General features: G+C 47.2%; 12 protein-coding genes. 9 read left to right on the forward strand and 3 right to left on the reverse strand.

From position 1 onward, the window contains the following. Nucleotides 1–46: 46 nt before the first annotated feature. The 6 genes from F3J22_RS28190 to F3J22_RS28215 all read left to right on the forward strand — a co-directional run bounded on the left by F3J22_RS28190 (nt 47) and on the right by F3J22_RS28215 (nt 6,972). Nucleotides 47–1,177, forward strand: coding sequence for a Re/Si-specific NAD(P)(+) transhydrogenase subunit alpha (locus F3J22_RS28190; RefSeq protein ID WP_167021317.1), 1,131 nt, complete (start codon nt 47–49; stop codon nt 1,175–1,177). Between the two features lie 46 nt (nt 1,178–1,223). Further along, entirely contained in the window at nt 1,224–1,541 is a 318-nt protein-coding gene (locus F3J22_RS28195; protein ID WP_167021318.1) for an NAD(P) transhydrogenase subunit alpha, read from the forward strand. Between the two features lie 12 nt (nt 1,542–1,553). Further along, on the forward strand, nt 1,554–3,098 hold the full coding sequence (locus tag F3J22_RS28200; RefSeq protein WP_167021319.1) for an NAD(P)(+) transhydrogenase (Re/Si-specific) subunit beta: 1,545 nt from the start codon (nt 1,554–1,556) through the stop codon (nt 3,096–3,098). A gap of 48 nt (nt 3,099–3,146) precedes the next feature. Then, on the forward strand, nt 3,147–4,547 hold the full coding sequence (locus F3J22_RS28205; protein ID WP_167021320.1) for an RNA methyltransferase: 1,401 nt from the start codon (nt 3,147–3,149) through the stop codon (nt 4,545–4,547). 97 nt (nt 4,548–4,644) lie between these two features. Beyond that, nucleotides 4,645–5,634, forward strand: coding sequence for a LysM peptidoglycan-binding domain-containing protein (locus F3J22_RS28210; RefSeq protein ID WP_167021321.1), 990 nt, complete (start codon nt 4,645–4,647; stop codon nt 5,632–5,634). A gap of 150 nt (nt 5,635–5,784) precedes the next feature. After that, on the forward strand, nt 5,785–6,972 hold the full coding sequence (locus F3J22_RS28215; protein ID WP_167021322.1) for an erythromycin esterase family protein: 1,188 nt from the start codon (nt 5,785–5,787) through the stop codon (nt 6,970–6,972). Nucleotides 6,973–7,028: 56 nt separating this feature from the next. Here F3J22_RS28215 and fmt read toward each other — a convergent pair whose 3' ends face one another. Both fmt and F3J22_RS28225 read right to left on the reverse strand, forming a co-directional pair. After that, nucleotides 7,029–7,958, reverse strand: coding sequence for a methionyl-tRNA formyltransferase (fmt, locus tag F3J22_RS28220; RefSeq protein WP_240155227.1), 930 nt, complete (start codon nt 7,956–7,958; stop codon nt 7,029–7,031). A 153-nt stretch (nt 7,959–8,111) separates the two neighbouring features. After that, entirely contained in the window at nt 8,112–9,284 is a 1,173-nt protein-coding gene (locus F3J22_RS28225; protein ID WP_167021323.1) for an exo-beta-N-acetylmuramidase NamZ domain-containing protein, read from the reverse strand. A 103-nt stretch (nt 9,285–9,387) separates the two neighbouring features. On the opposite strand from F3J22_RS28225, the gene F3J22_RS28230 reads away from it, so the two are divergent. Continuing rightward, nucleotides 9,388–9,816 carry a peptidylprolyl isomerase gene (locus tag F3J22_RS28230; protein WP_167021324.1) on the forward strand — a complete coding sequence of 143 codons (429 nt, stop codon included), beginning with the start codon at nt 9,388–9,390 and terminating at the stop codon, nt 9,814–9,816. A 125-nt stretch (nt 9,817–9,941) separates the two neighbouring features. On the opposite strand, the gene F3J22_RS30895 is transcribed toward F3J22_RS28230, so the two are convergent. Beyond that, the gene (locus F3J22_RS30895; protein ID WP_167021325.1) at nt 9,942–10,151 is read right to left on the reverse strand and encodes a cysteine-rich CWC family protein; all 210 of its coding nucleotides are present in this window, start codon (nt 10,149–10,151) and stop codon (nt 9,942–9,944) included. A gap of 106 nt (nt 10,152–10,257) precedes the next feature. Here F3J22_RS30895 and pepT point away from each other — a divergent pair, with 106 nt between their 5' ends. After that, on the forward strand, nt 10,258–11,505 hold the full coding sequence (pepT, locus tag F3J22_RS28240) for a peptidase T (protein WP_167021326.1): 1,248 nt from the start codon (nt 10,258–10,260) through the stop codon (nt 11,503–11,505). Between the two features lie 47 nt (nt 11,506–11,552). Further along, on the forward strand, nt 11,553–12,272 hold the full coding sequence (locus F3J22_RS28245) for a MotA/TolQ/ExbB proton channel family protein (RefSeq protein WP_167021327.1): 720 nt from the start codon (nt 11,553–11,555) through the stop codon (nt 12,270–12,272).

A 12,272-nucleotide genomic window follows, 5' to 3' on the forward strand; every position in this document is an offset into this window, starting at 1 on the left:
GGTTTATACCTTTTTTTCTTTAAATTCCATTATAAATTTCCACCAGATGATTCTAGGAATTCTAAAGGAAAAAAACCGGGAAACCCGTGTTTCATTAGTTCCGGAAACAGTGAAACAATTGCAGCAGCTATCGGTAACCGTGTGGGTGGAACAGGGAGCCGGGGCAGGCGCCTTCTATGAAGATGATCTTTACCTCCAGGCTGGCGCACACGTTACTTCTGCAGCCGCTATTCTCGAACAGGCAGACATTATCTGTACCCTGCATCCCCCGCAGGAAGACGCGCTGACGCAAATCCCGCCGGGAAAGGTACTCATAGGAATGTTACAACCCCTGAACAACCTCTCCGCCACTGAGCAATGGGCATCGCGGCAGATCACCACTTTCAGCCTGGATGCCATCCCACGCACTACCCGCGCACAAAGCATGGACGTACTCAGCTCTCAGGCCAATATTGCCGGTTATAAGGCCGTATTGCTGGCTGCGTATAGCTATAGCCGTTATTTCCCCATGTTCATGACTGCCGCCGGCAGTATCGCCCCCGCGAAGGTGCTGATATTAGGTGCAGGCGTGGCCGGATTACAGGCTATTGCCACCGCACGCAGACTGGGAGCTGTGGTAGAAGTATTTGATACCCGCCCGGCTGTGAAGGAAGAAGTGATGAGCCTGGGCGCCAGATTTATAGAGGTAGACGGGGCCGCAGATGCATCTGCAGCGGGTGGTTATGCCGTAGAGCAGACCGCCGAATACCAGCAAAAGCAGCAGCAACGCATTAAAGAAAGTATCGCTAAAGCAGATATCATCATCACCACGGCCCAGATCCCGGGAAAAAAAGCGCCGGTGCTGGTAACAACAGATATGCTCGATAATATGCGTGCCGGCGGTGTGATCGTGGATATGGCAGCAGCTACAGGTGGCAATACTGCCGTCACCCAAAACGAAGCTACCATTGTCTATAAAGGAATCACCATTATCGGCGATTCCAACCTGGCAGCAACCATGCCGGCAGATGCCAGCAAACTATACGCAAAGAACCTGTTTAACTTCCTGAAACTTATACTGACAAAAGAAGGAAACCTGGACCTCAACTTCGCAGATGATATCGTGGCAGGTGCCTGTATCACCCATCAGGGCGAAGTGATCAGCCAGCGTGTGAAAGCCCTCCTGCAGCCAGCCTGATATCTCAGGATTTAAATCATTCAGCACAGCTCTAAACATATCAGCCATGGTACAGGTAATCTCATTTATTCAGCAGCATATTCAGATGATATATGTTGTGATATTGTCCATTTTTCTGGGGATAGAAGTCATTTCCAGGGTGCCTTCCGTATTACATACCCCGTTGATGAGTGGCGCCAATGCCATTCATGGTGTGGTAATCATCGGCGCCATCATCGTGATGGGAAAGGCTGAGCCTGGAAACTACCTTGCCCTGATACTCGGCTTCCTGGCAGTAATCCTGGGTACGGTCAATGTGGTAGGTGGTTTTGTGGTGACAGACCGTATGCTGGAGATGTTTAAAAACAAGAAGGAGAAAAAATAAAACCCTGACCATATGCCTGGCATTTTATCAATCATTTATCTCATCGGCTCTGTTACGTTCATATTAGGGTTGAAGATGTTGAGTAAGCCGGATACCGCCCGCAAAGGTAATCTGGTAGCAGCTTTTGGTATGACACTGGCCATTGTCGGAACGATCTTTCTCTATAAATCAGAAGGCGAACCCCTGCATAATTTCGGCTGGATATTCGCCGCACTGGCCATCGGTAGCGTCATCGGCGTAATGGCCGCAAAGAAAGTGAAGATGACCTCCATGCCTGAAATGGTGAGCATGTTCAACGGCATGGGAGGCGCCTGCGCCGCCCTTATTTCCCTGGTAGAATTCAATCACCTGGTATCGCCACATAAAGCCATACAGGAGATTGCAGCCAATGCAGCCAGTAATATCAGCGACCTGCTGGGTACCAGCGGTAAAGACTTCATGGAGCAGCGCGATCTGCTGCAATCCCTCTTCCACGTGGATTACAGGGGAACGTTGCTCGTTATCCTGCTGGGACTCATCATTGGCACTGTTTCCTTTGCCGGCAGCGTTATCGCCTGGGGTAAACTGAACGGGCGCATTAAAGATTTCGCATTTTCCGGCCAGCATATCGTAAACATGGTTGTGCTGGGCGTGATCTTCATACTGGCGGTGATCCTGGTGTTAGATGTCAACAACACGCTGCCACTATGGGCACACGAAAATGCTTCGGCAACGAAAATGAACATGATGTTCTATGCCATACTGCTACTGGCGTTGGTATATGGCGTATTGTTTGTACTGCCGATAGGTGGTGCTGATATGCCAGTGGTAATTTCCCTGCTCAACTCCTTTACCGGCGTGGCGGCTGCCTGCGGCGGCTTCCTGTACGATAACCCGGTAATGCTCACCGGTGGTATCCTCGTGGGTTCTGCCGGTACTATACTGACTATCCTGATGTGTAAAGCCATGAACCGCAGCCTGAAAAATGTACTGATAGGCTCTTTTGGCGGCGCTAAAACGGGTAGCAGTGGCACTAAGGAACAGGGACAATACAAAGAGATTTCGCTTTCCGATGCTGCCGTGGTACTGGCATACGCCAATAAGGTGATGATAGTACCGGGTTATGGACTAGCGGTAGCACAGGCACAACATGTTTGTCATGAACTGGAGAAGTTGCTGGAAGATAAAGGCGTAGAAGTAAAATACGCCATACATCCTGTGGCCGGCCGTATGCCCGGACACATGAACGTATTGCTCGCAGAAGCAGATGTTTCCTATGATAAACTGCTGGAAATGGAAGATGCCAATGCAGAACTACCAACTACAGATGCCGTGCTGGTGCTGGGCGCCAACGACGTGGTGAACCCTGCCGCCAAAACAGATCCTGGCAGTCCGATATACGGCATGCCTGTGCTGGAAGTGGAATTCGCCAAAACAGTGATCGTTAATAAGCGTAGTATGAAACCCGGCTACGCAGGTATAGAAAATGATCTTTTCTTTCAACCCAAAACAGCTATGCTTTTCGGAGACGCCAAACAGGTATTGCAACAGCTTACAGGCGAAATAAAGCAGGTCTGACTGAACCTGTAACGCAAATGTTTAGTTACTTTTGCGAAAAACAGCAAATTGTCATCATTACCCATCGAACTTATAAACTCATTGGAAGGACTTCCCGGCTTTGACCGGGAGTCTTTCCTGCGTGTGCATGCCGCTGCGGAGAAAATCACTTCTTTACGTCTAAATACGCAGAAATTAATCACCCCTGAAAAGCAGGCACAGGTGCTGCATGCATTATCTGCCAGCGGTACCACCAATGTACCCTGGAGTAGCACGGGTTATTACCTGCCACAGCGTCCTTCGTTTACGATGGACCCATTTTTTCATGCAGGCGCCTATTACGTGCAGGAAGCATCTTCCATGTTCGTAGAGCAGGCATTGCGACAAACGACAGACCTGACGAAATCCTTGCGTGTATTGGATTTGTGCGCTGCTCCGGGAGGGAAATCCACGCTGTTGCAATCGCTGATCAGTGAAGATAGCTTACTGGTGGCCAATGAAGTGATTAAGCCCAGGGCGGCGCTGCTGGCTGATAATATTACCAAGTGGGGAAGTGCAAACGTAGTGGTAACAAACAACGATCCACGTGATTTTGCAAAGCTGCCGGGATATTTTGATGTGATGATGATTGATGCGCCCTGCTCCGGTTCCGGCTTGTTTCGTCGTGACCCCGAACTGGTCACGGAATGGTCCCCTGAAAATGTGGCCCTCTGTAGCCAGCGCCAACAGCGTATTCTGGCGGATGCCTTGCCGTCATTAAAAGAAGGTGGTGTCGTAATTTATTCTACCTGTTCTTTTTCCAGGGCAGAAGATGAAGATATTCTGGACTGGCTGTCAGATCATTTCGAGCTGGAAAATGTTCCCCTGATGCTAAACAGCGACTGGCACATTGTTACAGCTGTGTCGGCTAAACGAAATTGCACAGGTTATCGTTTTTATCCTGATCAGCTGAAAGGAGAAGGATTTTTTATTGCCTGCTTCAGAAAGAGAAGCACAGAGCAGGCGCGGAGGTTTAAGGAGCAGAAAAACACATTCCTCTCTGCAAAGGAAAAAGTAAAATTATCTCCCTGGATATCATCTCCCGAAAAATATGAATACCTGTTACACCAGGATGATGTGTTGATTTTACCACCAATTTTAGCGGGAGATATAGCATTGTTACAGCAACAGTTGTATATTCGCAAGGCAGGCATAAAAGCTGGTCAGCTCGGACCGAAAGAATTGATCCCTGATCATCAGCTGGCTGCCGGCACAGTGGTATCTGCCAACATACCTGCTGTTAATCTGAGCCTGTCAGAAGCTTTGTTATATCTGCGTAAAGAAGATCCGGGAGTTCGTCCGGACGTGAAAGGTTGGGCATTGATGCGTTACGAAGATATGAACCTGGGATGGGCGAAAATCCTGCCTAACAGGATAAATAATTACTATCCGAAAGAACTCCGCATCCTGAAAGAAATATCCGGATTATAACCCATACTACGGAACGTGATTTTTTCGTTTTTTATCAGGATAATTGTGAAGAATTAAGATTAATTTAAATGCCCGAAAAAGTATAAACAGAGTTAGTATGTTAAAATCGATTCTATCAATTGCCTTGTTTGGTTTAAGTGCGGGTGCTTTGAAAGCCCAGGATACTTTACAGGCCATGGGTGCAAGTCCTGATCTGTATGTTAGCCATGTGGTGAAAAAAGGAGAAAACTTCTACAGCCTGAGTCGTGCTTATGGCGTGCCTCCAAAAGAAATTGCAGCTGCAAACAAAATAAATATGGACCAGGGCCTGCAACTGGGACATAACGTACATATTCCGCTGACTGCGGGCAACTTCTCTCAGAAATCCGATGCTGCCGGTACCCCGGTATATCACAAGGTTTCTGAAAAAGAAACGTTGTACCGTGTAAGTGTTAACTTCAACAAAGTACCACTGGATAACATCCGTCAATGGAATAATTTCAGCGGTGACGGACTGAAAAAAGACAGCTACATCATCATCGGATACCTGAAAGCTGGCGCTAATGCAGGCGCTCCTGTTCCGGCACCTAGAAAAGAGAAAGAAGCACCAGCACAGCCAGCTGAAGAAACAGTAGCTGCCAATACACCGCCACCATTACCTGCTCCTAAAAAGGAAGCTGCTAAAAAAGAAGCAGAGCCCCGCCCGGTACAGGAACAGGCTTCAGAACAGGTAGCAGAAGCACCGGTAACAGCCGCTCCTGCACCAGCTCCTGTCAGAGCAGCAGTAGCTACCGGCGAAAGTTTTGAAGAAGTATACAACCAGCAAACCAGCAACGGTAAAAAAACTACCGGCGAAAAAGGCCCTGGTACCTGGTTTAAGAGCAATGCTGTCGGTAAATACTATGCACTGCACAACACTGCACCACGTGGTACTATCATCAAAGTAACCAATCCACTTAACGGTAAAGCCATCTACGCCAAAGTACTGGATGTTATCCCACAGATGAAATCCAATGCGGGCCTGATCGTGAAACTGAGCGACAGCGCGCAGCAGGCATTAGGTAGCGACGAATCGAAGTTCTATTGTGAGCTGAGTTACGAGAAATAATAACAGTTTTCAACATACGAAAAAGGCGGTCTCTACTCTGTAGGGGCCGCTTTTTTTATCAAGATTGTCAAGGAAATCTTAAATCATCACCCCATCTTTCCCGGATCTGCACAATTGATCTATCTTGATCTATAAATATTGTTACTGCAGATGAAATATTTTATCCTCACCATTTTCTCTTTTTTTCCGGCAATCATTTTTGCACAGTCAGCACCACAAATAATACATGCCATATGTCCTGATAGTACTGCGTTTGATGACCTTGCATTTTTGAAAAATGATCTTAAAAATGTAAACATAATTGGACTGGGAGAACAAAGCCATGGTGACGGGGCTACATTTTCTGCTAAAGTCAGGCTGATAAAATATTTGCATGAGGAGCAGGGCTTTGATGTGATGGCCTTTGAAAGCGGTGCCTATGACTGCAAACAGGCAAACGAAGCCATGGAGCAGGGCATCTCGGCTAAAGAAGCGCTGTTTAAGGCCATATTTGGCATCTGGGATTGTAAGGAAGTGGAACAGCTGGCGTCGTATATGGATGCCTGTAGAAAAGCCGGTAAACCCTTACTGTTAATAGGTTTCGACTGTCAGTTTAATGGCGCCTATTCCAGGAATGAATTGCTGAATCAATTGCAAAGCGGCATTGCGGGTGCCAGTGAAAAGGCTGGCAAGCCAATAATTACGGATAGTATTCATTTTTCGGCGGCGATCAGAAAGGTGGTTAAATTTTCAAATTTCTTCAACAAACTCCCGGTGAGTGATACGGCGGTTATTGCCCAAACCTTTGATGCGTGGCGGAATGCATTGTCTGGCGATAGTCTGCAATGGCTGAATTTGATGGCGAATATTCAGATAGATTACAGGCGTAAGTTCGATGGAACGTTTATGCGTGATAGTATGATGGCGCAGAATATGATATTTCAGGAGCAGGTATTAAAAGGGCGTAAAATTATGCTGTGGGCGGCTTCCAAACATCTGGCCTTTAACCTGCAATCTGTATCTGGTAAGTATTTCAATGGCCGTTCTATGGGTGATTATTTAAAGGAAAAATATATAGATAATTATTATGCGATGTTATTTACTTCTTTTGAAGGAAAATCTAAGATTGGATTTTTGAATATTGGCGTGGGAAAGCCTGCTGATAAGGGAATAGAGCAATGGTTTCATGGCTTTCAGCAGCCGTATTTGTATCTGAATTTACACGGGCGGCCAGGCCCGGACGATGCGATGGGAAATAGTAAAGTCTTTGGCCATAAGGCAATGGACATGAATTTAGCTACTATGGCAGATGGATTATTTTATATAGATAAAATGTTGCCGATATCCTCCCGTAAATAAAAAGCCGGGAAAGGCCTGGCTACAGGCATTCCCGGCTATTTATTGCTTTAAATATATTACTGGAATCTATATCCTCTCAGGAACTCTTCCACACTCATTCTCTTCTTGCCTTCCAGCTGAATTTCATCGAGTACAAGGAAACCATCTGCTGCGGCTATTTTCAGGTACGTTTTCTGGTCTGTTTCGAACTCGCCTGGTGCAATAGCAGGTTGTTGGTTCTCTTTATGTGCTTTGTAGATTTTAAGTCCTTTGCCCTGGAAGGTGGTCCAGGCGGCAGGGTAGGGGCTTAATCCACGAACGAGGTTATACACTTCGCCAATAGATTTTTCCCATTTGATCTGGCAGGTTTCCTTGAAAATCTTGGGTGCGTGTTTGATATCGGTAGCAGGAATATCGGCCTGTGGTTTAGGTTGTGTATTCCCTGCTGCGATGGCTTTAACGGTATCCAGCAGGAGCTCGGCTCCTGTTTGCATGAGGGCATCATGCAGTTCGCCGGCGGTTTCATCTTCACGGATCACCACTTCGCGACTATACAATACATCGCCGGTGTCGATTTCATGCTGCAGTTTGAAAGTGGTGACACCACTGACTTTCTCGCCATTGATCACTGCCCAGTTGATAGGGGCGGCGCCGCGGTAATTTGGTAACAGGGAGGCATGTACGTTGATAGTCCCTTCAGCAGGCATATCCCATACGATTTCCGGCAGCATACGGAAAGCCACCACTACCTGGAGGTCGGCTTTCAGCTCGCGTAATTCGGCTATAAAAGCAGGGTTTTTCAGTTTTTCGGGTTGTAAAACCTTCAGGTTGTTAGCTACCGCGTATTTTTTCACGGCGCTTTCCTGTAGCTGTAATCCTCTGCCGGCGGGTTTATCCGGTGCAGTGATAACGCCCACTACATTGAAGCCGTTTTTTACAAGTATATCTAATGAGGCCACGGCGAAATCCGGGGTACCCATGAAAATTATTCTCAGATCTTTAACCATGATGCAAAAGTAAAAAGGTTTTTGCTATCAACCTTCAGTGTGACGTTATAACTATAGGTTATGAGCGCATAAAGGCCCGCACCGTCAGGTGCGGGCCTTTATGCGTTTCTCCCGGGATGCCGGAGGCGTCCCGGGCAATAAAATGCTGCGCAGTTATTCCTCATACAGCAAATACTTCGCACGGATGCGCTTAAACTGCGCCAGGCCGGGCTCCCAGGATTTACGTATATCCGTTTCGCTGAGGCCACTTTTGATTTGTTGCATCAGGATATTATTGCCGGCCAGTTTATTGAAGAAAGGAATAAAGAACCTTGATTTGTCAGGATATTCCTTATAGGCTTCCAGGAGCCATTTGAGCTCCAGTTTACGGCCTTTGGCAGGAATTGTTTCGGGTGCGTTGGAAAGATCGGTGCCATAGCAGAGCGAATCTTTGAGTGGTGGATTTTTAGCGCCAGGCGTGCTGCGTGGTGTAAAAGAGAATCCTTTATCAGGCAGGCTGGGGGCGCCAAAGATCTGGAAAGGCTTGCTGGTGCCGCGTCCGAGGCTGATATTGGTGCCCTCAAAGAAGCAGAGGGATGCATAGAGGTTCACCGCCTTCATATTCGGAATATTGGGTGAAGGGGCCACTGGCAGGGCATAATAGGTATGGTGGGTATAGTTTTTACAAGGAATCACTTTCAGGTCGCACTTTACTTTTTTGCTCAGCCAGCCTTCGCCGTTGAGGAGCCGGGCGTATTCGCCTACTGTCATGCCGTGTACAACAGGGATGGGCTGCATTCCGATGAATGATTTGAAGGCGGTATCAAGGATAGGGCCGTCAACATAGTCGCCATTGGGATTGGGCCTGTCGAGCACCAGCAGTGGCTTATTGTTTTCCGCTGCGGATTCCATGATTTCCTGGAGGGAGGAAATGTAGGTATAGAACCTGGCGCCTACATCCTGGATATCGAAGATGATGACGTCCACGTCCTGGAGATCGGCTTTGGTGGCTTTTCTATGGGCGCCATACAGGGATACGATGGTGAGTCCGGTGGCGGCATCGGTGGAGTTGCCTACTTTTTCACCGGCGTCGGCATTGCCTCTGAAGCCATGCTCCGGGCTGAATATTTTTTGAATTTTTATATGTAGTTTCAACAGGCTGTCGACCAGGTGTGTATTACCTATGGTGGCTGTCTGGTTAACGAGCAGTGCAACCCGCTTGTTTTTCAGCGTAGGCGCCCAGTCGGAGATCTGCGCGGCTCCGGTGATAATGTTGGTGGCATATTGTGCCTGCGCATAGTAGCAGGTTGTGAGGGCCAGGAGAGTAATCAGTAGTATCCGTTTCATACCCGGAATATACGTAAATCGGGCGTCAGGTTATAAAAAAATGGTGATTCCGCGAGCTTTCCTTACCTTGCGCTTAATTATTAAACACAAAACAATTATTATTATGCAAGCTGTTAAAAACGGGGATACAATTAGAGTGCACTACCATGGCCGTTTAACTAACGGTACTACCTTCGATTCTTCTGAAGGAAGAGCACCATTAGAGTTCAAGGTAGGCTCTGGTATGGTTATCAAAGGTTTTGACAATGGTGTGCTGGATATGAAAGTGGGCGACAAAAAAACCATACACATCCCTGTTGATCAGGCATATGGTCAGAAATCTCCTGATTTCATCATCGATTTCCCTAAAGACAACATCCCGTCTGAACTGACTCCTGAAATAGGTATGCAGCTGCAGATGAGCAGTCCTGAAGGACAGGTTATTCCTGTAAGAGTTATTGCTGTTGGTGACACTACTATCACTTTGGATGGTAACCACCCACTGGCTGGCGAAGACCTGATCTTCGATCTGGAACTGGTAGAGATTGTATAATCAGCATATTTTTTTCAGATATAAAAAGGGCGCCTCTGGTGCCCTTTTTCGTTTTATGTTAACGGGGGCAGGGGTAATAAACCCCGGTATATCTTCACGAAAATCATCTGCCGAAGGCTTTATAACTACTGCTGGTGCAAAACAGCAATTTCCGCTTTAATCTCTTTTATACAATCCGGACAAAGGCAGCCTTCAAAGCGCTCACCTATATAAGTCCTTTCCTCACGGGAAAGCACGACCTCCGTACACCAGCATCTGGTGATGTTCCCCACATCGCAGACCAGCGTCTTTCCGCAACGGGGACATATTTCAGTATTCAGATCATTTACAGGCATACCCGAATTTACTGATTTTTAAAAATCACTCCGCTTTTCATTGCGGAACACCGGAAATTACACCTGTGGCAACAGCGCATGACTGATTTTTCCTTAGGTTTGCAATATGTTTACAAATTATAAATATACCGTAGATGAGCGCTTTAAGCGTTACGTACAGATAGATACCCAGTCAGATCCACTGAGCAGCAGCTTCCCAACCACGGAGAAGCAGAAAGACCTGTCCAGGGTACTGGTGAAAGAGTTACTGGAGATGGGCATCACGGATGCTGAACTGGACGAACACGGCTATGTATATGCAACTATACCCGCCAATACCGATAAAAATGTACCGGTGATCTGCTTCTGCAGCCACGTAGATACCTCTCCCGACAGTAGCGGTACCAATGTGAAACCACTGGTTCACCATAACTATGATGGTGGTGATATTCACCTGCCAGACGATAAATCTGTTATCATCCGCGCCAGCGAACATCCTTACCTGGCCAGCAAAAAAGGTGATGATATCATCACTGCCAGCGGCCTCACACTGCTCGGCGCCGACGATAAAGCCGGCGTAGCTGAAATTATGGACGCTGCCAGCTACCTCATGACCCACCCGGAAGTGAAACACGGCGCTATCCGCATCCTCTTCACCCCTGATGAAGAAGTAGGTCGTGGCGTGGAAAAGGTAAACATGCAGAAACTGGCCGCTAACTTCGGTTATACCATGGATGGTGGCGAACTCGGCTCCCTCGAAGATGAAAATTTCTCCGCTGATGGCGCCAAAATCGTTGTCGACGGCGTCAGCGCTCACCCGGGCGCCGCTAAAAATAAACTCATCTCTGCCATCAAAATCGTCAGCGAAATCGTAGATGCGTTACCGAAAGACTCCCTCTCCCCGGAAACTACCGACGACAGAGAAGGATTTATCCACCCGGTTCGTATAAGCGGTACCGTAGAACAGGCCGAAATCGACTTTATTATACGTGATTTTGAAACTTCTGCCCTGGAAATGCACGAAAATTACCTTCGCCGCGTTATGGAGAAAGTACTGGAGCGTTATCCCGGCGCTAAAGGCGTATTACGCGTAAAAGAACAATACCGTAATATGAAAGAAGTCCTGGACAACCACCCCGAAGTAACGGCCTATGCTGCCGAAGCTATCCGCCGCGCAGGCGTACAGCCGCTGAAAATGAGTATCCGCGGCGGTACCGATGGCTCACGCTTATCGTTTATGGGACTGCCTTGCCCGAATATTTTTACCGGCGAAATGGCCCTCCACAGCAAACATGAGTACGTAAGCATCCAGGATATGCAAAAAGCTGTGCAGACAATTGTATATCTGGCACAGGTTTGGGAGGAGAAAGCATAATTCGGAATTATTTTGCTATTTTAACCGTTATAGTATAAAATCACAACATGTTGTTAGGACTTATCACGTTATTACAGGATTCTTTATTACTTCCCAAAGCAGATACCGTAGCGCAAGGCGTGAACGCTGCTGCAGCCGCTGCCGACAAACATATCAGTCTGCTGGAATTGTTGAAGAATGGTGGTGTGCTGATGATTCCCCTGGGTCTTTTGTCATTGATTGCCGTGTATGTTTTTGTGGAAAGATGGATCACAATCTCAAAAGCAGGGAAGATCGACGATAATTTTATGGCCATGATCCGTGACCAGATCACTAATGGCAATATCCAGGCGGCACGCTCGCTCGCCAAAAATACCAATAGTCCTATCGCAAGAATGATCGATAAAGGAATCCAACGTATCGGTAAACCAATCGATGTTATCGAAAAGTCTATGGAAAATGTTGGAAAACTGGAAGTTTACCGCATGGAGAAAAACCTCGTCATCCTCTCTATTGTGGCGGGTATCGCCCCAATGTTCGGGTTTCTCGGTACCATCGCCGGTATGATCCAGACCTTCTTCAATATCTCCATTACTTCCGATATCACACTGGGTACTATCGCCGGTGGTATCTACGTAAAAATGATTACTTCCGCAACTGGTCTGATCATCGGTATTATAGCCTTCATCGGTTATAGCTTCCTCAATGCCCAGATCGATAAAGTAGTTAATAAAATGGAAATGGCTTCTTCTGAATTCACGGATATTCTCCAGGAGCCAACCCGCTAA

The organism is Chitinophaga sp. Cy-1792, from assembly GCF_011752935.1.
Classification (GTDB): domain Bacteria; phylum Bacteroidota; class Bacteroidia; order Chitinophagales; family Chitinophagaceae; genus Chitinophaga.

Excerpts from the sequence above, each read along its gene's own strand:
- F3J22_RS28190 (WP_167021317.1), top strand. The coding sequence starts at position 47 with ATGATTCTAGGAATTCTAAAGGAAAAAAACCGGGAAACCCGTGTTTCA.
- F3J22_RS28195 (WP_167021318.1), top strand. The coding sequence starts at position 1,224 with ATGGTACAGGTAATCTCATTTATTCAGCAGCATATTCAGATGATATAT.
- F3J22_RS28200 (WP_167021319.1), top strand. The coding sequence starts at position 1,554 with ATGCCTGGCATTTTATCAATCATTTATCTCATCGGCTCTGTTACGTTC.
- F3J22_RS28210 (WP_167021321.1), top strand. The coding sequence starts at position 4,645 with ATGTTAAAATCGATTCTATCAATTGCCTTGTTTGGTTTAAGTGCGGGT.
- F3J22_RS28215 (WP_167021322.1), top strand. The coding sequence starts at position 5,785 with ATGAAATATTTTATCCTCACCATTTTCTCTTTTTTTCCGGCAATCATT.
- fmt (WP_240155227.1), bottom strand. The coding sequence starts at position 7,958 with ATGGTTAAAGATCTGAGAATAATTTTCATGGGTACCCCGGATTTCGCC.
- F3J22_RS28225 (WP_167021323.1), bottom strand. The coding sequence starts at position 9,284 with ATGAAACGGATACTACTGATTACTCTCCTGGCCCTCACAACCTGCTAC.
- F3J22_RS28230 (WP_167021324.1), top strand. The coding sequence starts at position 9,388 with ATGCAAGCTGTTAAAAACGGGGATACAATTAGAGTGCACTACCATGGC.
- F3J22_RS30895 (WP_167021325.1), bottom strand. The coding sequence starts at position 10,151 with ATGCCTGTAAATGATCTGAATACTGAAATATGTCCCCGTTGCGGAAAG.
- pepT (WP_167021326.1), top strand. The coding sequence starts at position 10,258 with ATGTTTACAAATTATAAATATACCGTAGATGAGCGCTTTAAGCGTTAC.
- F3J22_RS28245 (WP_167021327.1), top strand. The coding sequence starts at position 11,553 with ATGTTGTTAGGACTTATCACGTTATTACAGGATTCTTTATTACTTCCC.